We start from the raw sequence: 19,822 nt of genomic DNA, 5'->3' as shown, positions 1-19,822 counted from the left end.
TCACCCGGCCTTCGGACGCTTGAAGTAGGCGACGAGGTTCTCCGGGTTGGGGCCGGGCACGATGGCCACCAGCTCCCAGCCCTCCTCGCCGAAGTTGTCGAGGATCATCTTGGTGTTGTGGACCAGCAGCGGCGCGGTCAGGTACTCCCATTTCTGCATGTGGGGACAGTAACGCCGCGCGATCCGGCTCCGTCGGGCACAGCCTGATATCGAGCCCCCCACGGCTGGCCTCGGGCCGCTACTGTGAGGGCCGCCGTCGCGTGTGTCGCACAAAGGTGGGAAAAATGACGCAACCGCCCCAATACCCGGGCCAGCCGGAGTATCCGGGCCAGCCTGCGGGTCAGCCGGGTCAGCCGGGCTGGCCGCCGCCCCCACCGGCGGTGCACGACCCGTTCGCGGTGCAGCCGGACCCGTATGCGCCCCTGCCGACCTCGGCCCCGCCGACCTCCGGCCAGCCCTACGCCCAGCCGTATGCGCCGCCGACCGGGCAGATCCCCCCGACAGGCGCGTTCGGGCAGCCCACGGGGCAGTTCCCGCCGCCCACCGGGCAGTTCCCGACGGGGCCGATGCCGCCCACCGGGCCGATCCCGCAGCCGGGCATGGCGCCACCGTTCTCCGGGCCGCCGGCGCAGGGCTACCCGGTCTATCCGCCGCAGGGCCCGGAGAAGAAGAAGCGCGGCCTGACGATCACCCTGATCGTGCTGGCCGTTGTCGTCGTGCTGTGCGGCGGTGGCGGCGCGGCAGCATATTTCGTCGTGCAGAACAACCAGGGCACCGGCGCGCCGACGGCGGTCGAGGCGGTCAACAGCTTCCTGACCGCGGTGTACAAGAACAAGAGCGCCGACGACGCGCTCAAGTACGTGTGCTCCTCGTCTCGTAACAAGGACAAGCTGGCCGCGCGGGTGGACGAGATCCGCAAGTACGACTCGGGGCTCAGCAGCCCCACGTACACGTGGCCGACCCCGGCGGTGGAGAAGCAGAGCAAGGACGAGGCGACGCTCGCGGTGTCGGTGAAGGTGATCACGAGTGACGAGAAGGTCGCCGAGTCGAAGTACAAGTACATCGCCACGCACTCCAAGGGCTGGTGGGTGTGCGAGGTCACTGCCGCGTGAACGGTCCGCAGCGATGCGGAGGGGCCGTTCACCAGAAGCACTGCCGGCGCTCGACCATGTAGCGTCGAAGGCGTGACGGCACGCGATTCTTCGGACGGGCGGGGCGGCTACGGCTGGCCCGCCCGTCTGCATGTGGTCACCGGCAAGGGCGGCACGGGCAAGACCACCGTGGCCGCGGCGCTGGCGCTCGCCCTGGCCCGCGACGGCAAGCGGACGCTGCTGATCGAGGTCGAGGCCCGGCAGGGCATCGCCCAGCTGTTCGACCGCGACCCGCTGCCCTACCAGGAGCTGCGCATCGCCACGGCCAGGGGCGGCGGCGAGATGCGGGCGCTGGCGGTCGACGTGGAAGAGGCGCTGCTGGAGTACCTCGAGATGTTCTACCGCCTGGGTGTGGCCGGTCGGGCGCTGCGCAAGGTCGGCGCGGTCGACTTCGCCACCACGATCGCCCCGGGCCTGCGCGACGTGCTGCTCACCGGCAAGATCAAGGAAGCGGTCACCCGCACGGCCGACGGGCGGCGGGTCTACGACGCCGTCGTGCTGGACGCGCCGCCGACCGGGCGGATCGGCCGGTTCCTCAACGTGACGGCCGAGACGGCGCGGCTGGCGAAGGTCGGGCCGATCAAGACCCAGAGCGAGGGCGTCGCGGCGATCCTGCGCTCGCCGATGACCGCTGTGCACGTCGTCACCCTCCTGGAGGAGATGCCGGTCCAGGAGACGGCGGACGCGATCGAGGAGCTGACCCGGCTGGGCATCCCGATCGGGACCGTGATCGTCAACGCCACCCGCCCGCCGGTGCTGGCCGACGCCAAGCTCACCCGGGCCGACCTGCGCCGGGGGCTGGCCGCGGCCGGGCTGGGCGCCGACAAGGAGCTGCTCGGCGGGCTCGTCGGCGAGGGCCGGGCCTACCAGACCAAGGTCGCCGCGGAGGCCTCCCTGCGGGCCGAGCTGCTCGGCCTCGGCCGGCCGGTGGTCGAGCTGCCCGTAGTGCCCGACGGCGTGACCGCGGCCTCACTCGACTCCCTCGGCGATCTGCTCCTCACGTCTGCTTAGCGGTGCTCGCAGCGGATACGCTCGCAGAGTGCCTCCCAATGCCGAGACGCCCCGGTCGCCCGATCTGGAGCTCGATGCGATCCTCGCCGACGGCGCGATCCGGATCGTGGTGTGCTGCGGCTCCGGCGGAGTCGGGAAGACGACAACGGCCGCGGCGCTGGCGCTGCGGGCCGCGGAGGAGCACGGCCGGCGCACGGTCGTGCTGACCATCGACCCCGCGCGGCGGCTGGCCCAGGCACTCGGCCTGACCGAGCTGGACAACACGCCCCGGCAGGTCAAGGGCCTGCAGCCGGACGCGGCCGAGCTGCAGGCGATGATGCTGGACATGAAGCGGACCTTCGACGAGGTCGTGCTCGCCCACACCGACCCGAAGAAGGCCGAGGAGATCTTCGCCAACCCCTTCTACCAGGCCATGAGCTCGACGTTCTCGGGCACGCAGGAGTACATGGCGATGGAGAAGCTGGGCCAGCTGCGCGCCCGCGACGAGTGGGACCTGATCATCGTCGACACCCCGCCGTCGCGCTCGGCGCTGGACTTCCTCGACGCACCGGCCCGGCTGTCGCGGTTCCTCGACGGGCGCATGCTGCGCCTGCTGCTCGCGCCCGCCCGGGCCGGCGGCCGCAGCGTGTTCAACCTGGTCTCGGCCTCGTTCGGGCTGTTCAGCCGGACCGTGACGAAGATTTTGGGCGCGCAGCTGCTCACCGACCTGTCGGGCTTCGTGGGCGCGCTGGACTCGATGTTCGGCGGTTTCCGCGAGCGGGCCGAGCAGACGTATCGCGTGCTGCAGGCCCCCGAGACGGCGTTCCTGGTCGTGGCGGCGCCCGAGCCGGACGCGGTGCGCGAGGCGGTCTACTTCGCCGGGCGGCTCGCGGCGGACCGGATGCCCCTGGCCGGCCTGGTGCTCAACCGGGTGGTGCCGGTCGCGGCCCCGCAGCTGTCGGCGGACGACGCCCGCGCGGCTGCAGCCCGCCTGGACGAGGTCGGCGGTCACCCGGCCACGGCGGACGTCCTGCGGGTGCACGCCGAACTGGCGGACCAGCACGAGCGGCAGGCAGCGGTGTCCGGCCGGTTCCTGCGCGCCTATCCGGGCGTGCCGGTCGTACGCATCCCGGCGCAGCCCGCCGATGTCCATGACCTCGACGGGCTGCGCGCGATCGGTGCGACCTTCGCGTAGCGCGATATCGGCTCAGCCGGTCGGAACCAGCTCCTTGGTGTCCTTATCGTTGCGGTCCATGGCCGCTTCGAACATCCTGCGCCAGCTGGGCACCTGCGGGTGACGGCGCAGCAACGCACGGCGCTCGCGCTCGGTCATGCCGCCCCACACACCGAACTCGATCCGGTTGTCGAGGGCGTCCGCCAGGCACTCGTACCGCACAGGGCAGCTGCGGCAGATCCGCTTCGCCACGTTCTGCTCGGCACCCTGGACGAACAAAGCGTCCGGGTCGCCATTGCGACACGCGGCGATGCTGGGCCAGTCGACGACCATGCTCATATTTCCTCTTCCCCCCTTGGACTCCCCCCGGGTCCATCCGCCGGTCTTGCCCCGGTGAAAAGCGCCCAAACCACGTCCCCCCATGGCATTCGGGTGCAGTTCGCCAGTTTTTCCGGCACGACGGCAGGGTCCCCGGCCACGGGAACCCCGAGAGGAGCTTTCCGGAACATCATGCTCTGTAGTCGTCCAGTTACGCAACGTCGTTGCACCAGGTTAACCGCCCTTTTGGGATCCACCAAAGGGGCGATCCGGGCTACCGATGCGTCACTCCCGGGTGCGATTTGCCCAAAATGCCGACGCCCCCCGTGCTGCGTGCCGCAGAATCGGAATTGGGTCAACCTCACGCTCGGTGTCACGCGTCTAGGACAACGAGGACGCGTCCATCTGGACGCGGCCATATGACGTCGTCACGTAGTCTGAGGCGGTGACCTGGATGCGCAAACGCGAGCACGGCCTGCTGCCCAACGCGGCTTCATTGCTGCTGTGCGGGCTCTTGGCAGGGCTGGTGGTCGCTGCGGCCGCGTTCCCTGCGGTCGCGATGTCGGGACTGGCCGCCAAGGCCGGATCCGACACGTTCGAAAATCTGCCGACCGACATCGACGTGCTCCCGTCGCCGCAGATCTCCTACGTCTTCGCCTCGGACCGCAAGACGGTGCTGGCGATGATGTACGACGAGAATCGCCGTGACGTCCACATCGACGACGTGTCCCAGGTCATGCAGCAGGCGATGGTCGCGGCCGAGGACAACCGGTTCTACGAGCACCGCGGCGTCGACGTGAAGGGCGTGGCCCGCGCGTTCGTGGCCAACCAGAACGCCGGCGGCACGACCGAGCAGGGCGCCTCGACGCTGACGATGCAATACGTGCGCCAGGCGATCGCCTACTCGGCGAGGACGCCGCAGGAGGTCGTGGACGCCACCGACAAGACGCCCACGCGCAAGCTGCGCGAGATGAAATACGCGATCGACCTCGAGAAGAAGCTCTCCAAGAAGGAGATCCTCGAGCGGTATCTCAACATCGCGCCCTTCGGCCACGGCGCCTACGGCGTCTTCGCGGCCGCGCACGTGTACTTCGAGAAGGACCCCAAGGACCTGACGCTGCCCGAGGCCGCGCTCATCGCCGGCCTGGTGAAGGCGCCCGGCACCAACGACCCGGCGACGGCCGAAGGCCTGCCGCGGGCGCTGGACCGGCAGAAGTACGTGCTCAACCAGATGGTCTCGATGGGCTACATCGACAAGGCCACGGCCGACGCCGCCGGCAAGGAGAAGCTCACCGTCGTCGGCAAGCGCACCCCCGAGGGCTGCGAGTCGGTGCAGCGCCCGGAGCTGGGCGCCGGCTTCTACTGTGACTACCTGCGCCGCTGGTGGCTGGACCAGAAGGTCTTCGGCGAGGACCAGTACCAGCGCGCCAACCGGCTGCGGGCGGGCGGCTACAGCGTCATCTCCTCGCTGGACCTGCAGACCCAGGCGGCGGCGTTCAAGTACGCCCAGGAACAGCCGTACGTCTCCAAGGACCAGCAGGTCAAGATGGGCCAGTCCAACGCGTTGATGCTCGCGGCGGTCCAGCCCGGCACCGGGCGCGTGATGGCCCTGGCCACCAACCGCAACTTCAGCAACGACCAGAGCCACAACGGGCAGAACACCAACCCGGACAAGAAGAGTCAGAAGGGCAACTGGCCCAACACGACGGTGCCGGTCATCACCGGCGACACGGACATCCCCGGCTACCAGGCCGGCTCGGCGTTCAAGATGTTCACCGCGGTCGCGGCCCTGGAGTCCGGTTACCCGCTCGCGACGACGATCCAGACCGAGAAGCAGTTCGTGTCGAACTTCGTGATCGACCCGAAGAGCCCGGCGGCCTGCAACGGCCCGCACTACTGCCCGAAGAACTCCGGCGGCCAGTCCGGCCCGTACAACATGTGGACCGGCTTCGGCAGCTCCATCAACACGTACTTCGTGCCGCTGGAGCAGATGGTCGGCGTCGACCACGTCGTCGACGTGGCCAAGCGGCTCGGCATCCAGTTCAACGCGCCCCAGGACGCGCAGTACGCGGCCAGCCCAAAGCAGTGGGGCGCCTTCACCCTGGGCGTCTCGGCGACGACCCCGCTGCAGCTGGCCAACGCCTACGGCACCCTGGCCGCCGACGGCGTCTACTGCGAGCCGACCCCGATCCTCGAGGTCCACGACAACAGCGGCAAGAAGGTCGAGGGGCTCGACCCGAAGTGCAAGCAGGCCGTCGACGTCGAGGTCGCCCGCGCGGCCGTCGACATGGCCCGCTGCCCGGTCGGCGACCAGTCCGCCAACGGCAAGTGCGCCGGCGCCACCGCCGGCGGCGCGAAGGACTTCGTGAAGCGCCAGATCGCCGGCAAGACCGGCACCACGGACTCGGAGAAGAGCGCCACCTTCACCGTCATGACCAAACAGCTCGCGGTCTCCGGCTTCCTCACCGACCCGGACTGGCCCGAGACCAACAAGGACATGAAGCACCCGCCGGTCAACTACGCCGCGCTGGCCACGCTGCGCGACGGCCTCGCCGGCCAGCCCGAGGTGAAGTTCATCGCCCCGACGAAGGACAAGCAGCAGGGCAAGCTGGTCGACATCCCGTCGGTCAAGTGCCTCTCGGTCGACCAGGCGCGGGCGAAGGTCAAGAACGCGGGCTTCGCGGTCTCGGTCGCGGGCGCCCAGGTCGCCTCGCAGTGCCCGCCCGGCACCGTCGACCGCACCGAGCCGGCCGGGGCGACGGTCAAGGGCGGCCCGGTCGCGCTCGTCGTGAGCAAGGGCCCGGGGGCGCAGGCCCCGCCGAACATCGGCAACAACAACAACGGCTGGAACAACAGCAACCCCAACGGCGACGTCCCGAACACCGGCAACGGCGTGGATCCGGGCAGCTGCCCCATCCCGTGGGTGTGCTGAGTAGTCCCCCGAGGGCATGAAAAACGGCGGGCGTACCCGGAAGGGACGCCCGCCGTCGCGTTGCCGGGAATGCGTCAGCCGGACACGAGCTGCGCCTTGACGATCGCGGCGACCCGGCCGCCCTCGGCGCGGCCGGCGACGGCGACCTGTGCGGCCTTCATCGCCGGGCCCATGCTGCCCGGGCCGCTGAACCCGCCGGCCGCGAGTGCCTCGCGCACGATGCCGGCCAGCTCCTCGTCGGAGAGCTGCTTCGGGAGGTATCCCGCGATGACCTCCTCCTCGGCGCGCTCCTTCGCCGCCTGGGCCTCCCGGCCCGCGCCGGCGAACGCCTCGGCGGCCTCGCGCCGCTTCTTCGCCTCCTTGGTGAGCACCGACAGGACCTCGTCGTCGGAGAGCTCACGGGCGGCCTTCCCGGCGACCTCCGCGTTGCGCACCGCGGCGATCGCCATCCGCAGGGTCGACGTCACCAGCTCGTCCCGAGCCTTCATGGCGTCGCGCAGGTCGGACTCCAGGCGTGCCTTCAACATGAGAAAAGTCTATCCGCCCGATCTTGCTCATATTACGTTGTAAAACCTGCCCATATCGTGTTGTAGAACCGCCGGTAGGCTGAGTGAATGCGCTCGAAGACCGTTCTGCGACTCGCGGCCGGCACCGTCGCCGCCGGCACCGCCACCTTTGCCTACGCCTCGCTCGTCGAGCGCAACATGTTCACCCTGCGCCGCTTCGACGTGCCGGTGCTCGACCCCGACGCGGAGCCGCTGCGGGTGCTGCACATCAGCGACCTGCACATGACCCCGGGCCAGCACCGCAAGCAGCGCTGGGTCGCCGAGCTGGCCGGCACCGACCCGGACCTGGTCATCGTCACCGGCGACAACATGGCCCACGTCGACGCCGTCCCCGCTGTCGTGCGCGCGCTCACCCCGCTGCTGGACCGGCCGGGCGCGTTCGTCTTCGGCTCCAACGACTACCGCGGCCCCGTGTTCAAGAACCCGCTGGGGTACTTCGGCAAGAACAAGCCGTATGTCCAGGGCGCCGTGCTGCCCGCCGAGGAGCTCCGCGACCTGCTCACCGGCTCCGGCTGGGCCGACCTCAACAACGCGCGCACCACGCTCAAGGCGGGCGGGCGCACGGTCGAGCTCGTCGGCGTCGACGACCCGCACATCAACCGCGACGATTACGACGCCGTCGCCGGCGCGGCCTCACCCGACGTCGACGTGCGCATCGGCCTGACGCACTCGCCGGAGCCGCGCGTCCTCGACCGCATGGCCGACGACGGCTTCGACCTGCTGCTGGCCGGGCACACCCACGGCGGGCAGGTCGCCGTGCCGTTCTACGGCGCCCTGATCACCAACTGCGGCCTGGACCGCAGCATGGCCAAGGGCCTGCACCGCTGGCCCTACTCGGAGTCGTATCTGCACGTCTCGGCCGGCCTCGGCACGCATCCGACCGCGCCGATCCGCTTCGCCTGCCCGCCGGAGGCGTCGATCCTGACCCTCATCCCGCGATGACCACCCAGACCCAGTCGCTGCCGGCGACGGCGGGCCGCGCCACCCTCCCCGCGGCGCGCAACTGGCCCCGGCTCGCCGCCTACGCGGGCATCGCGGGCGCGGCCGGCCTCGCGGTCCTGCTGCCCACCGGCACCGCGGGCGCCGGCTGGTTCCTCGCCGGCCAGGTCCTCAACGTCAACGGCTCGCGGGTGTACCCGGTGCGGGTCCGCGCCCACGCCGGTCGCCGGATCACGCTCACCCGCACGCCGGACACGGCCCGCTCGATCCCGCTGTCGTTCGTCTGGGCCGCCGGCCACGCCCGCCTCGGCGAGGTGATCTCGGTCGACCGGGCGACGGTGACCCGCGAGGTGGCCGAGATCACGCGCGGGTCGCTGACGGCCGGCGTCAGGGGGTACACGTCGAGCTATGTTTTCGAGGGGGACCCGCGGACCGCGCGCGGCCTCCCCTTCGACGAGGTGGTCGTCGACGGGGAGCTCGGCCCGCTCCCGGCGTGGCTCGTCCCGCCCACCGACGGCCCCGCCGACGACACCTGGATCATCGCGGTCCACGGCCGCGGCGCCCCGCGCGGCGAGGTCCTCCGCGCCCTGCCCACGCTCGCCGCGTCCGGCCACCGGACACTCGTGGTGTCCTACCGCAACGACGTGGACGCGCCCCCGTCCCCCGACCACCGCTTCCACCTGGGCCACACCGAGTGGCGCGACGTGCTGTCCGCGGTCGAGCACGCCCGCTCGTCGGGCGCCCGCGACATCATCCTGGCCGGCTGGTCCATGGGCGGCGCCGCGATCCTCAACCTGCTGCGCGACTGGGAGCACGGCGGCTTCCTGCGCGCCGTGGTCCTGGACTGCCCGGTCGTCGACTGGAACGAGACCCTGCGGATGAACGCGCGCCAGCTGGGCGTCCCGCCGGTGTGGACCTGGACGGCCCTGAAGCTGATCCAGCACCGCCTCGGCGTGACCTCGGCCGACCTGGACTACCGCTCGCTCGCGCCCCGCCTCGACGTGCCCACCCTGCTGTACGTCGACCACGACGACCGCACCGTGGCGCCCGCCCCCACCGTCGAGCTCGCCCAGCTCGCCGGCGACCACGTAACACTGGTGGAGACCCGTGAGGCGGGTCACTGCCGCAGCTGGAACCTGGACCCACAGGCGTACGAGCAGCACCTCACGAAGTTCCTGAAGTCGGTATAACCGCAGCTGAAGACCGTGGCGTCCGACACGGGGGATACCGAGTTGGACGTGTGACGGGCGTGGGCTACGATTACTCGGCACGCTCGGGGTATAGCGCAGCTTGGTAGCGCGCTTCGTTCGGGACGAAGAGGCCGTCGGTTCAAATCCGGCTACCCCGACTTCGTGAAACACCAGGCCAGGGCCGGTTTCCTCACTACGAGGGACCGGCCCTGAGTCGTCTCCCAGGACCGTTTGGGAGAAATTTGGGAGAAGATCTTGCTCCTTCGCTCAGCAGGTCGTCGAGCACCCGCACCGGCGAGCCGGGCCGAATCTCCCGCCGAACCTCCAGCGCCGCCGTCCAAAGGTCGGTCAGGCCGTCCCTGAGCCGCTCGCGCATCTCCGGGGTGGTGTGGGAGTACCGCGCCTGCACGGAGCCGTCCAGGTGGCCGAGCTGTTCGTCCATCAGCACCGGTGGCGTACCCAACTCGATCATCAGCGTCTTGTACGTGTGCCGGAGCCCGTGCGGCGTCAAACCGGGCGCGATAGGCACCCAGCAGGTGTCAGACCGACCGGCGGCATTACGACCCCGTACCGGGACGCCGGGCCATGGCTCGCCGAGGATCGGCACCGGGCGGGGCTCCTTCCCCGGATACCGGCCCGTCGCCGCGGGCTGGAACAGCCAGGTCGCGAACCCGGTCCGCCGCCAATGTGCCGCCAGTGTTGTTGTGGTTGCCCCGCGGACGTAGCCGAGATCGGCGATGGCCCTGACCACTTTCTCCCTGGTCGCCGCCGCTACGCTGTCCCGCTCGTTCAGCACTGCCGAAACAGTGCCGGTCGACACCCCGGCCCGGCGCGCCACGTCAACGAGCTTCGGTCCCAGTTGCCGAGCGGCTCCATTCGCCGCTCGGTGCCCGCTGAACACGTAGGCCCGGCCGTGGCAACTACATGACCGCGCCGTCTGAGCACGGAGCAGCCCGGCCAGCCAGGACGGCACGATCACCGTCCGCCGCGAGTCGTCCTTCGGCGGGCAGCGGTGCATCTCCCCCGAGTCCAGTTCGTACAGCTGCCACTCGATCCGGACCTCCGCCGGCCGCACGTACTCGGCCTCCAGGCCGACAAGCTCGCCCCACCGCATACCGGTGAAGCCGAGCGTGACGAGCGCGGTGAACTCGTCATCGCGCCCGGACAGCAGCGCCGCCCGCTCAGCAATCAGCAGGACCCCGAGGGCGGTCGTGATCGCCTTCTCCGGTCCGCGACTCCGCGACCGCCCCGCCCGCTTGCCCCTCCCCCTCCGCTTGGTAGCCGGATTGGACGGGATCAGCCCCTCGTCGACGGCATCGGCGAGAAGCAGGTGCAGCGTGCCCCGCCAGGTCTTCACGCTGGCTTCCGCGTAGCCGGCGGCCCGCTCGCTCTTCGCCCACGTGTCGACGTCAGCGGACGAGATCGAGCCCAACTCCCGATCCTCGAAGGTCGGCAGCAAGTGCTCCTCGATGTGGCGCCGGTAGTTCTGCATCGTGGACGCCGCCAAGTCCTGCCGCTCATACCAGGCGTTGGCCCAGTTGCCGAAACGCATCCGGCCCTGCGGCGCCACCGGACGACGCCCCGTCGCCTCGGCTTCGTCGGCAGCCTTCTTCGCCTCCCGCTTCGTACGAAACTCGACCTTCGCTCCGGTCGCATCCTGGACGGTGCCGTACTTGCCGGGTTCGATCTTGTACCGGGCACGCCAGTACCCGCCCCGTTTCTCGGCATATCCCACGCCTCATCTCCCTTCAGGCCGCTCGCTGTGTACGCCGTGGTCTCCGCGCTTTGAGCGGACCGATCGCTGGTGCAGGCACCGCGCGTGGCGTCGCCGACCGCTCCGCTTCGGGCCGCACTTCGAAGAGCCGGATGATCTCGGCCAGGTGCTCATCGGTAAACCGGTAACTGCCGCCGATCCACGCGAACGGGATCCGGCGCTTGCGGGCCTGTTCCTTCACCCACCACTCAGAGCAGTCGAGAATCCTGGCGATCTCAGCTGGCCTGTGCAGCACTCGGCGCGCTTCCTCTCATCTCGGTTGCTGGGTCGGGTTGAATCGCTCGGTCTTTGGCCGCGTTGAGCGCGTTGCGCCACTGGATGCGTTGTGCGAGCGCACGGAGCAGCCGATGTCGCATCGGCGGTAGGTCCGGGTCGTTCGGCCGCGCCAGCTCCCAGGCGACCGGCGCGGGGGTGCCGGGCTGGTGGTCGTCGACGACCGGGACCTGGTCCACGCCCTCGGAGACGCCGAGCAGGGCCTTGACCCAGGCGCGAGCGTCGTAGCGGTGATCGGCGAGGGTCTTGCCGGACCAGTCGCGGGACACAAGGATGCGCCTGCCCCCGATGCCCAGCGTGGAGCGCTGGTGTACTCGGCCCTTGCAGTTGCCAGGCCGGAGACGGGCGTGGGCGTCCTTGGGCTGGATGCCGAAGGGCAGCCAGTTGGCGCACCGTTCCGAGCAGGGCGTGACGCGCAGTTCCCGCCAGAATCGTTCCAGGTGGTCACGCCGCCGGTCGGTGGTGACGGCGTGGCAGTCGGCCGCGGACTTGGTGATGTACTTCGTGATGTAGCCGATGGTCCGGTCCACGTTGCGGTCGTTCGCGTTCACGCCCTCGGCCCGGATCTGCGTGCCGAACCGGATCACGTGCGCCGGCTCGTCCCCGATCGCGTCCAGCGCCTCGTCCCAGGTGGTCAACGGAAGCCCCGTCGCGCTGTCGCACCAGGTTTCGGCGTCGGCATTCCACAGTGGACGACAGTTCGGTTCGTCGACCTTGGGCCACCACACCTGGTGGTAGGTCGCCGCCGCTACCTCCCGCAGCACCGTGCGCGGGATCGTGCCCCGGATCGCGAAGTGGGCGTGCGGAGCGAGGCGCCGTTGCGGCTCGACGCAGCCGGCGTACTGGACGTTCCAGCCGACGCAGCGGCGCAAGTTCTGCCAGAACCGGTCGAGCAGCCGGGGGAAGGTGATCGCGTCCCAGGCGGCCCGCCGGTAGTCGTACGTGGTCGGGTCTACCGGTGAGCCGTCGGGTCGTACGGGTCCGTACGAGTCGAGGGTGACCGTGAGCCACATCGACGGGCGGTACTCGGTGCCGTCCGGCGCGGTGTAGACCCGGCCGACCGTACGCGGGTCGACCTTCTGCCGGGGCAGGGCGGGTGCGTCCTGGCGTCGCTTCGTGGATCGCTGCCGCTTCGGTTCCGTCGGCTTGTCGTGGGCCGGTGCGACGCTGCCGCGCAGGCCCTCGGCGGCGATGGCCTCTTCTACCTCGCGGATGGCGTCGTCGACCTCGCCGACTTGGTCCCACTGTGACGCCCGGACCGCTTCGTCGCGGGCGTGTTCCAGGTGGGCGCGGAGGCTGATCAGCGCCCGCTGCCCCTCGGTGGCCGGCTCCGGCGGCGGGGCTGGTTCGTCGGCGCGGTGCCAGCCCTCCCGTATCTGGACCTTGCGCAGGCGGCGAGCCCGTTTCGCGCAGGGCGCACACTTGTCCTCCCGGGTCGCGCCGCAGGGCACGTCGATGATCTCGGTTTTGCCGGTGGTGAGGTCGGTGCGGCGTAGCCCGACCGGGCGTAGGCAGACGCCGTATTCGGCCGCCATGTCCTTGACCACGTTGGCCGCCAAGGGGATGAGCCTTCGAGCGGCGCGCGAGCCCGGCCGGGGTCGCTGCTCGTCTGGTTCGAGCCCGGTAAGCGCGGTGACGGTCACCAGTGCCCACACCCTCGGCAGTGCGTCTCTCGCCTACCTGCCATGAGCCCGGCGGCGACGAGGACCAGGGCGACGGTCGCGCCGACGACAGTCCGGTGCGCCGCCACCCACTCGACGAGCAGCCACACAATCCAGCAGACTGCGCCGGCCAGCGCGAGCCCGGCGACGATGACCGCGACCTGTGCAGCGCGGCGCCGGCCCTTGCGCTCCTGGACGGGCTCGAGGAGCGTGACATCGATCGCGTACCGGCCGTTGCCGAGCGGCTGCGGGCTCCCGTAGCGCACCAGGTGGCCGCGGGCGTACGCCGAGCGCAGCACGTTGGCCAGTTGGTCGGCCGGGCCGGTGAGGTAGTGGTCAATCGGTTGAAGCTCACGGGTCATCGCACGACTCCTGACGGGATCGCGCCTACCACGTGTAGGGCGGGGCGCGGTTCGGGCAGCGGCTCAGGAAGCGGTTCTTCGACATCCGGTGCTTTGGGCGTGCGGGGGTGGGCGGCGAGGAGTGCGGCGGCGGCCATGACCATGAGGCCGTCGACGGCGAGGGGGCCGAGGGTGGCGGTGAGTGGGTCTTCGCCGTAGTGGCGGAACAGCCCGGACAGGTGCCGGTACGACACGACGGCGGCGACGAGCGCGACGGGCAGTAGTCCGGCGAATCGGGCGAGGCGCCACCACCAGCCCGCCGGCCACACGGTGCGGACGAGGATTTCGACCGCGATGAACACCGCGATGGGCCAGAACATCGCCGACAGGACCGCCCCGACCTCCGGCCGCCACGACGCCGGGGCACCGGTGGGTGGGATGTAGCAGTGGGCGACGTTCGCGGCGAGGGAGCCGAGCCCGCCGAGCGCGGTGCCGAGGTAGGCCCAGGCGCGGCCGGTCATGACGGCCACCCGAACCCGTCGCGGTCCTCGGCGACCGTGCGGGCGTGCCGGCGCCGCGCGGCGCTGATGATGTCGGCTTGGTCGATGCGGCCGGGGGTGCAGTGTGGGCAGGTCATGTCGGGGAACCGGTGTGCCAGGTCCAGGCACCGGCGGCGGTGGGAACGCACAGCAGACCTCCTCATCGGCTCTTCGGGGTGATCGGGACGCGGATCCAGTCGGGCGGTGCACCGGTGGAGGCGACGGCTTCGGACAGGCAGCGCCACAGCGCCCACGCCTCCGCCGAGGTGAGGTACATCCGTCGCCGGCCCGCGCCGACCGCGACGTAGAGGTCTTCGCCGTCGGTGACCCGGACCGTCACCGCGGACGAGCCCGCGGTGGGATGCGGCGCGCGGAGCCGGTAGAACCGGCGGACCGTTTCGGTGATCGTCACGCGGGTTCACCGCCGTCGAGGAACCCGGCGAGGCTGTCCGGCAGCAGCGGCCCGGCCGCCGGGCGGGAGCGGTGGTTGACGTGCCCTGCCGGTTTGGTTCGCTGCCGTGGCGCGGGCCGGGGCGCCGGTTCGGGCGGGGCGGCGTACTGCACCGCCATGGTCCGAATCTCGTCGTCGGTGACGTAGCCGAACCGCACCCGCAGCGGCTCCGGCCGGTCGTCGAGGACTACGTACCCGATGCCCCGCATGCTGGGTTCGGCCGAGAGCTGGTCAGCGAGTGCTCCGCGTTCCCGGGCGCCGTCGCCGAGGACGAGGTCGACGTGGTTGCGTTCGTTGAGCCGCAACGCGATCCGGGTCGGGAAGAAGTCGCGCAGCTCGACCACTTCCTTGCGCGGGTCCTGCGTCGCGCCGATGACGAGCACGCCGAGCCCGGCACCTTGGGTCAGCAGCAGCGCCAGCGCCGCCCGGGCGCGGTTGCGCAGCTCGACATCCTGCAGCAGCGCGACGAGTGCCAGAAGCTCGTCGACCATGAGCACGTACAACGGCTCGACGTGGGTCGGCGTGTGGACACGCACGGCACCTTGCATGCGGGACTGCCGCTCGCGCATGACCGCCACGAGGTCTTCGAGCATGGCGACCATCGGCGCGGGATCGGCGTACTCGTACCGGGCGAACAGCTCCCGGCCGATCGACAGCTCGACCCCGCCCTTGGGGTCGATCGCCCACATCCGCACCAGCCCGGTCCGGATCGCGCTGGCAAGGGCGCGGATCAGCGACCACTGCACCGAGCCCTTGCCCGACCGGGTCGCCCCAACAATCAGGACGTGCGTCGCCAGGAGCCGCAGCACGAACACCCGGAGGTCTTCGCCGAGCCCGAGCGGCAGCCGCTCAAAGTCCGGGTCATCGGCCGGTGGGAACGCGGGCACGATCTGCCGCAGCGGGTCGCGGCGCGGGAAGACGAGCCAGACCAGGCGGGGCCGGTCCCGGAACCGAATCCGGTCCACAACCCGCAGCAGCAACGCCCAGCGGCCCGAGCGGGCCGGCGGAGTCGTGCGGCGGCCGGTGTAGACGCGGCAGTCGCGGGCGTTGAAGGAGTACGCCAGGTTTGCCGACGCCTTGTGGTACAGGTCCGGGTTCTGCCCGCGTGGCATCCGCAGCAGGACCTCATCCGCCGCCATCGTGCAGCGGACGCGCAGCAGGCGCGGCATGATCCGGGTGTCGTCGAACCGCTCGCTGAGCCTGCACAGCGTCATCGCCTCACGCCAGTGCAGCTGGTACAGCGATACCCGCCGCCACCACGCCGTGGCCGGCAGGAACACGAACCGCTCCCATGAGGCCCGCGCTCGCCACCACCACACGGCCAGCAGCACCGCGACGAGCAGCAGGGCCAGGACCAGGACGAGCCAGCCGTGGCACCACCACAGCCACCCGGCGGCGCCGACGAGGCTGAGCGAGACCCAGTTGCGGCGTACGACCGGCACCAGCCGCACGGCCGCGCGGACGACTTGCCAGGCGAGATAGGGAATGACCACGAGCAGGACGACCCACCACGGTGTGGACACCTGCAGCCGCCGGAACGTGATCAGCGGAGCGTTGTTCTTCACTTCGACCCTCCCCAGGAATGGACCCCGGGTTCACCGGCCAGCCGTTGCAAGGGGTGCGAACCGGCCGCGGGCATCGCGGCGGAACGCGAGCAGCTGCAACGGCATGCCGGTGAACCAGCGGGTGAACCGCCCAGACGCATCCCGCGCCACAGGCATCAGCAGGAGCAGCTGACCGGCGCACACACGTCGCCGGCCACGCTGGATCGAAGGCCCGGAGTTGGGCATGATGAAGCCCGCCTTCCTTGCCTCAACAGCGATTCAGGGAAGGAACGGGGCGGTCTGTATGCCGTAGGAAGCCGGACCGCCCCGAACCTGAATCGATCAACCGGCGGCTACTTCGCCGACCGGCCCGCCGCGACCGGAGCACGAAACCCGGTCGCCCGCATCGAGTACGCGAGCCGCCCGGTCGGCCCGACGTACGGCGTCACGGTCATGCCCTCGAACTCCACCGGCGCGAACGGCACCGACGACTCCGGAACCGGCTGCACCGGCGCCGAGATCTTCACCGCCACCTCACGCGCCCGGCCGGCGAGGTCCGGGTCCATGTCCATGACCCGCACCGTCCACACCCGCACACCCGTCAGCTTGTCCACCGCCGGGGTCCGAGCACCCGTCGCCGAGTTGAAGTCCTGCGCCTCGACGATCGAGTCCGGCACCAGCACACAGCCCGCCGGGAACACGTCCTCGAACCGGACCGTGAATCGGGTTCCACCCTTCAATGCCACTGCGTGCCCTCCAGAGCTTCGGTCACCCAACCGGGTAACCAGTTGACTTGTTAAGTTCCTCCAGTTTAACGACCGAACCTGACTTGTTAAGTGGTCGACCTTGCCCAATCTCAGATTGAGCAAGGCCTCTGCGACGGCTAAGTAAGCGGGAACGAGTCCTCGAACTCATGTCGCGTCGGCGGAACCGCGACATCCAGCGCAAACGCCGGAAGACCCTCGTTGGTGTAGACCGAAAACAGCAGCGTCATCACCCAGTCGCCCGGGTCGACGTCCAGCAGCTCCGGCTCGTCACCGGTGGCCGGGCGTGCCGAGATCCGCTCGGTGGCGTGCCCGAACCGAAGACCCTTGACCTTGGCCAGGTGCTGGAGCAGGCCCTCCGGTAGCGGCGCCGCCGACCGCACCGACGTTCCCTCCGCAAGGTCGACCGGCACGTACACCGAGCCCAGCTCCACCGGCCCTAGGCCGTCGACGCTCACCAGCCGGCGGCGTACCACGACCGGCGCACCCTCGCGGATGTCCAGCGCAGAGGCCGCGCGGGGCGAGGCCGGAACCTCGGTGACGTCGACGATCCGCACGCGGCCCTCGGCCTCGTTGATCAGCAGCGCAGCCGCCCGCGCTGGCATCGCACGCGCGTTGGCCGGCTTCGACCGGACGAACCGGCCCTTGCCCTGCTGCGTGTCGATCCAGCCGTCCTGGCGCAGGATCTCCAGCGAGCGGACCACCGTCGGGCGCGAAGTCTCGAACTCGGCCATGAGCGCGGTCTCGCTGGGCAGCATCGCACCGGACGGGTACGTCCCATCCTCGATACGCTCCTGCAGCGCGTTCACGATCACTATGTACTTGGGTGGCACGTACTCGATCGGCATCGAGACCACCGTTCACGAAGACGACAACATAGCTTGTCAAGAGCTTATCTGTGTGAGTGCGGCGTGTCGATCCGGCCCTCATGCGGCCTCGTCCCGCTGGCGGATCGCCTCGACGTGCTGCCGCCAGACGACCTCCAGCGACGCGTCGTAGTCGACCCCGCGATAGTCGCCATCGTCCGGCGCAGCATGCTCGACATCGTCCACGTACTGCGCCGCGAACGCCACGATCGCCAGCGCGTGATCGCCGGGGTACCGCCGCCGTTGATTGGGCTTGAGCGTGCTCCACCGCCGGGCCACCTCCCGCACGAGCGCACGCCGATCCTGCGCGTCGTCGAGCCGGTTTCCCTGGTGTCGTACTGCCCGGCCGTCTTCGAGCCGCACACAGCGCCCGATCAGCGGCAGCAGCGCGAGCGCCACTTCCAGTTGCAGCTCCGCGTCTTCGTGTTCGTCCTGCACAGCCATGTCACGCGACCCCCTCATGCACTGACTCCGCGACCGGTCGGCGCGGAATGGGAAGATAGGTCGCGGTCCCTTGGTGCTACCGACATCAAGGGGCCGCCCATCAGCTGATCTTCTGTACCTTTGCCTTCGCCATCGCGGCCCGCAGCGTCGCGGCGTACATCAGCGCGGCGTCGCCGAGCCGTTCCGCCGCCCGGATCGCCGAGTCCCACGCGACCTCGTCGGCGAACTCGATGACGACCGTGGACCCGGCATCCTTGAGCACCAGGACCGGGTCGCCGTTGTCGTCGACCGCCTCCCAGATCCGCAGCGTGCCGACGTCCAGATCGATGTCGGCCTGGGGCGCCCGCAGCACATGCATGCGTTCCTCCTTCACTCGTTGGGGTGCTCGGTCTTCGGCACGCCGTTGCAATCCGAGCAGGCCCGGACCTCGAACGCGGCACGGTGTTCGTCGTCGCGCAGGCGCCCGAGCAGGCTGACCATCTTCCAGCCGCGGCCCTTGCACGAGTTGCACTCGGATGGTTTGCGACGGCTCACCGGCCACCGCCGAGGCACGTCAACCGCTCGACCCGAACCAGAGCACCCCGAAACATAGATAAAGCGTCTACCCAAGGCAGGCATTCACCCCGGAAAATTGTTCCGGGGTCGATACGAGAGGCGGTGCGACGCTAACAGCATGCGTGGGATGACGAACAACCTGACCATCGGCGAGCGCGTGGCCTGGTACCGCCGGCGGCGCGGCATGTCGCAAGAAGTGCTCGCCGGCCGCGTCGACCGGACCGTGGACTGGCTGAGCAAGGTCGAGAACAACCGGATCGAGCTGGACCGGCTCTCCGTCATCAAGGCCCTCGCCGACGCACTCGACGTCGCCCTCGCCGACCTGGTCGCCGAGCCGTCCCTCATGCAGTGGACCAGCGACAGCGGCATGCGCACCGTGCCCGCCCTGCGCGCCGCCCTCATGGACTACCGCAAGGTCACCCCGTTCGGCGGGGAAACGTCCCGGGTCGAGCCGCCCTCGGTCGCCGACCTGCAGCACGAGCTGTCGACGTTGTGGGAGGCGTACCAGGCGTCGCGGTTCGGGTACGTCACCGGCCGCCTGCCCAGCCTGCTCGCCCACGCCGAAGCGGCCGTCGAGGTCTTCACCGGGTCGCAGCTCGACGCCGCGCGCCGGGTGCTCGGCCTGGCCTACCAGCTCGCCGCGGTCCAGCTGACGAAGATCGGCGAGGCGGATCTCGCGTGGATTGCGGCCGACCGGGGGTTGAGCGCGGCCCGAGCCGCTGGCGACGTCGCCGTGGTCGGCATGCTCCTGCGGTCCGTCACCCACGCCCTGCAGTCGACCGGCCGGTACCGCGAGGCGGTCCAGCTCACCAACGACGCGGCCAACTACCTCGAACCGAACATGCGCGACGCCACACCCGAGATGCTGTCGGTCTACGGGACGCTGTTCCTCGCCGGCTCCATTGCCGCCGCCCGCGCCAACGACGCCATCACCACCCGGTCATTCCTGCAAGTCGCCGACGAGGCCGCTACGCGGATCGGCAAGGACGCCAACCACCTGTGGACAGCGTTCGGGCCGACCAACGTCGCCATCCACCGGGTCGCCACCGCAGCCGAGCTCGGCGACGTCCAAGTCGCCGTGGACCTCGGCCCGCGCGTCGACACCTCCGCCCTGCCGATGGAACGCCGGGTGCGCCATGCCCTCGAAGTCGCCCGGGCCTACAGCACATGGAACCGCAGCGACGACGCGCTAACCACCCTGCTCGACGCCGAGAAGATGGCACCGGAACAGGTCCGCTACCACGTCATGAGCCGCCAACTCGTCCTGAACTGGGTACGGCAGAACAAGACCAAACCCTCCGCCACCCTCGTCGACCTCGCCCGCCGGCTCGACGTCATGGACTGAGCGCA

At 70.2% G+C, this 19,822-nt stretch carries 23 protein-coding genes and 1 tRNA gene; 8 read left to right on the top strand and 16 right to left on the bottom strand.

Annotation, left to right across the window (positions count from 1 at the left end):
- Nucleotides 1-159 carry a hypothetical protein gene (locus ACQPY0_RS03860; RefSeq protein ID WP_190251269.1) on the bottom strand — a complete coding sequence of 53 codons (159 nt, stop codon included), beginning with the start codon at nucleotides 157-159 and terminating at the stop codon, nucleotides 1-3.
- A 125-nt stretch (nucleotides 160-284) separates the two neighbouring features.
- Here ACQPY0_RS03860 and ACQPY0_RS03855 point away from each other — a divergent pair, with 125 nt between their 5' ends.
- The 3 genes from ACQPY0_RS03855 to ACQPY0_RS03845 all read left to right on the top strand — a co-directional run bounded on the left by ACQPY0_RS03855 (nucleotide 285) and on the right by ACQPY0_RS03845 (nucleotide 3,336).
- Nucleotides 285-1,112: an Rv0361 family membrane protein gene (locus ACQPY0_RS03855; RefSeq protein WP_432984698.1), complete on the top strand. Its 828-nt coding sequence runs from the start codon at nucleotides 285-287 to the stop codon at nucleotides 1,110-1,112.
- Nucleotides 1,113-1,184: 72 nt separating this feature from the next.
- Nucleotides 1,185-2,162 (top strand): ArsA-related P-loop ATPase, encoded by a 978-nt coding sequence (locus tag ACQPY0_RS03850; protein WP_432984695.1) that lies wholly within the window; start codon nucleotides 1,185-1,187, stop codon nucleotides 2,160-2,162.
- Nucleotides 2,163-2,190: 28 nt separating this feature from the next.
- Nucleotides 2,191-3,336, top strand: a complete 1,146-nt coding sequence (locus ACQPY0_RS03845) for an ArsA family ATPase (protein ID WP_432984692.1) — start codon at nucleotides 2,191-2,193, stop codon at nucleotides 3,334-3,336.
- A gap of 12 nt (nucleotides 3,337-3,348) precedes the next feature.
- On the opposite strand, the gene ACQPY0_RS03840 is transcribed toward ACQPY0_RS03845, so the two are convergent.
- Nucleotides 3,349-3,654 carry a WhiB family transcriptional regulator gene (locus tag ACQPY0_RS03840; RefSeq protein WP_432984689.1) on the bottom strand — a complete coding sequence of 102 codons (306 nt, stop codon included), beginning with the start codon at nucleotides 3,652-3,654 and terminating at the stop codon, nucleotides 3,349-3,351.
- Between the two features lie 433 nt (nucleotides 3,655-4,087).
- Here ACQPY0_RS03840 and ACQPY0_RS03835 point away from each other — a divergent pair, with 433 nt between their 5' ends.
- Nucleotides 4,088-6,565, top strand: a complete 2,478-nt coding sequence (locus ACQPY0_RS03835) for a transglycosylase domain-containing protein (protein ID WP_432994961.1) — start codon at nucleotides 4,088-4,090, stop codon at nucleotides 6,563-6,565.
- Nucleotides 6,566-6,639: 74 nt separating this feature from the next.
- Here ACQPY0_RS03835 and ACQPY0_RS03830 read toward each other — a convergent pair whose 3' ends face one another.
- Nucleotides 6,640-7,092, bottom strand: coding sequence for a GatB/YqeY domain-containing protein (locus ACQPY0_RS03830; RefSeq protein WP_432984686.1), 453 nt, complete (start codon nucleotides 7,090-7,092; stop codon nucleotides 6,640-6,642).
- A gap of 87 nt (nucleotides 7,093-7,179) precedes the next feature.
- On the opposite strand from ACQPY0_RS03830, the gene ACQPY0_RS03825 reads away from it, so the two are divergent.
- The 3 genes from ACQPY0_RS03825 (at nucleotide 7,180) to ACQPY0_RS03815 (ending at nucleotide 9,418) form a co-directional block, all read left to right on the top strand.
- The gene (locus ACQPY0_RS03825) at nucleotides 7,180-8,073 is read left to right on the top strand and encodes a metallophosphoesterase (protein ID WP_432984683.1); all 894 of its coding nucleotides are present in this window, start codon (nucleotides 7,180-7,182) and stop codon (nucleotides 8,071-8,073) included.
- Nucleotides 8,070-9,260, top strand: a complete 1,191-nt coding sequence (locus ACQPY0_RS03820) for an alpha/beta hydrolase family protein (RefSeq protein ID WP_432984680.1) — start codon at nucleotides 8,070-8,072, stop codon at nucleotides 9,258-9,260. The genes ACQPY0_RS03825 and ACQPY0_RS03820 overlap by 4 nt, the downstream gene beginning before the upstream one ends.
- Before the next feature lie 84 nt (nucleotides 9,261-9,344).
- Nucleotides 9,345-9,418: transfer RNA gene (locus ACQPY0_RS03815), tRNA-Pro, on the top strand.
- A 35-nt stretch (nucleotides 9,419-9,453) separates the two neighbouring features.
- On the opposite strand, the gene ACQPY0_RS03810 is transcribed toward ACQPY0_RS03815, so the two are convergent.
- The 13 genes from ACQPY0_RS03810 to ACQPY0_RS03750 all read right to left on the bottom strand — a co-directional run bounded on the left by ACQPY0_RS03810 (nucleotide 9,454) and on the right by ACQPY0_RS03750 (nucleotide 18,451).
- On the bottom strand, nucleotides 9,454-10,995 hold the full coding sequence (locus tag ACQPY0_RS03810; protein WP_432984677.1) for a LacI family DNA-binding transcriptional regulator: 1,542 nt from the start codon (nucleotides 10,993-10,995) through the stop codon (nucleotides 9,454-9,456).
- Between the two features lie 13 nt (nucleotides 10,996-11,008).
- Nucleotides 11,009-11,215: a hypothetical protein gene (locus tag ACQPY0_RS03805; RefSeq protein ID WP_432984674.1), complete on the bottom strand. Its 207-nt coding sequence runs from the start codon at nucleotides 11,213-11,215 to the stop codon at nucleotides 11,009-11,011.
- A gap of 34 nt (nucleotides 11,216-11,249) precedes the next feature.
- Nucleotides 11,250-12,950, bottom strand: a complete 1,701-nt coding sequence (locus ACQPY0_RS03800; RefSeq protein WP_432984671.1) for a replication initiator — start codon at nucleotides 12,948-12,950, stop codon at nucleotides 11,250-11,252.
- Nucleotides 12,947-13,330: a hypothetical protein gene (locus ACQPY0_RS03795; RefSeq protein ID WP_432984668.1), complete on the bottom strand. Its 384-nt coding sequence runs from the start codon at nucleotides 13,328-13,330 to the stop codon at nucleotides 12,947-12,949. Before ACQPY0_RS03795 ends, ACQPY0_RS03800 begins: the two co-directional genes overlap by 4 nt.
- Nucleotides 13,327-13,830, bottom strand: a complete 504-nt coding sequence (locus ACQPY0_RS03790) for a DUF2637 domain-containing protein (protein WP_432984665.1) — start codon at nucleotides 13,828-13,830, stop codon at nucleotides 13,327-13,329. Before ACQPY0_RS03790 ends, ACQPY0_RS03795 begins: the two co-directional genes overlap by 4 nt.
- Complete coding sequence (locus tag ACQPY0_RS03785; RefSeq protein ID WP_432984662.1) at nucleotides 13,827-13,997, bottom strand: hypothetical protein; 171 nt, start codon at nucleotides 13,995-13,997, stop codon at nucleotides 13,827-13,829. Before ACQPY0_RS03785 ends, ACQPY0_RS03790 begins: the two co-directional genes overlap by 4 nt.
- 11 nt (nucleotides 13,998-14,008) lie before the next feature.
- Entirely contained in the window at nucleotides 14,009-14,260 is a 252-nt protein-coding gene (locus ACQPY0_RS03780) for a spread protein (protein WP_432984659.1), read from the bottom strand.
- Nucleotides 14,257-15,864 carry an FtsK/SpoIIIE domain-containing protein gene (locus ACQPY0_RS03775; protein ID WP_432984656.1) on the bottom strand — a complete coding sequence of 536 codons (1,608 nt, stop codon included), beginning with the start codon at nucleotides 15,862-15,864 and terminating at the stop codon, nucleotides 14,257-14,259. The genes ACQPY0_RS03780 and ACQPY0_RS03775 overlap by 4 nt, the downstream gene beginning before the upstream one ends.
- A 332-nt stretch (nucleotides 15,865-16,196) precedes the next feature.
- Complete coding sequence (locus ACQPY0_RS03770; protein WP_432984653.1) at nucleotides 16,197-16,589, bottom strand: transcriptional regulator; 393 nt, start codon at nucleotides 16,587-16,589, stop codon at nucleotides 16,197-16,199.
- A 137-nt stretch (nucleotides 16,590-16,726) separates the two neighbouring features.
- Nucleotides 16,727-17,455, bottom strand: a complete 729-nt coding sequence (locus ACQPY0_RS03765) for a GntR family transcriptional regulator (RefSeq protein ID WP_432984650.1) — start codon at nucleotides 17,453-17,455, stop codon at nucleotides 16,727-16,729.
- A gap of 78 nt (nucleotides 17,456-17,533) precedes the next feature.
- Nucleotides 17,534-17,917: a hypothetical protein gene (locus ACQPY0_RS03760; protein WP_432984647.1), complete on the bottom strand. Its 384-nt coding sequence runs from the start codon at nucleotides 17,915-17,917 to the stop codon at nucleotides 17,534-17,536.
- A 100-nt stretch (nucleotides 17,918-18,017) separates the two neighbouring features.
- Nucleotides 18,018-18,275 (bottom strand): hypothetical protein, encoded by a 258-nt coding sequence (locus ACQPY0_RS03755; RefSeq protein ID WP_432984644.1) that lies wholly within the window; start codon nucleotides 18,273-18,275, stop codon nucleotides 18,018-18,020.
- 11 nt (nucleotides 18,276-18,286) lie between these two features.
- A complete protein-coding gene (locus tag ACQPY0_RS03750; RefSeq protein WP_432984641.1) occupies nucleotides 18,287-18,451 on the bottom strand; it encodes a hypothetical protein in 165 nt (54 codons plus the stop codon).
- Nucleotides 18,452-18,599: 148 nt separating this feature from the next.
- Between ACQPY0_RS03750 and ACQPY0_RS03745 the strand changes: the two genes are divergently transcribed.
- The gene (locus ACQPY0_RS03745) at nucleotides 18,600-19,817 is read left to right on the top strand and encodes a helix-turn-helix domain-containing protein (RefSeq protein WP_432984638.1); all 1,218 of its coding nucleotides are present in this window, start codon (nucleotides 18,600-18,602) and stop codon (nucleotides 19,815-19,817) included.
- Nucleotides 19,818-19,822: the final 5 nt, after the last annotated feature.

The sequence above is a fragment of the Dactylosporangium sp. CA-233914 genome, assembly GCF_050942935.1.
In the GTDB taxonomy this organism is placed as follows: Bacteria; Actinomycetota; Actinomycetes; order Mycobacteriales; family Micromonosporaceae; genus Dactylosporangium.
Note: the sequence above shows the minus strand (reverse complement) of the source record. Positions and strands in the feature narration are given on the sequence as shown.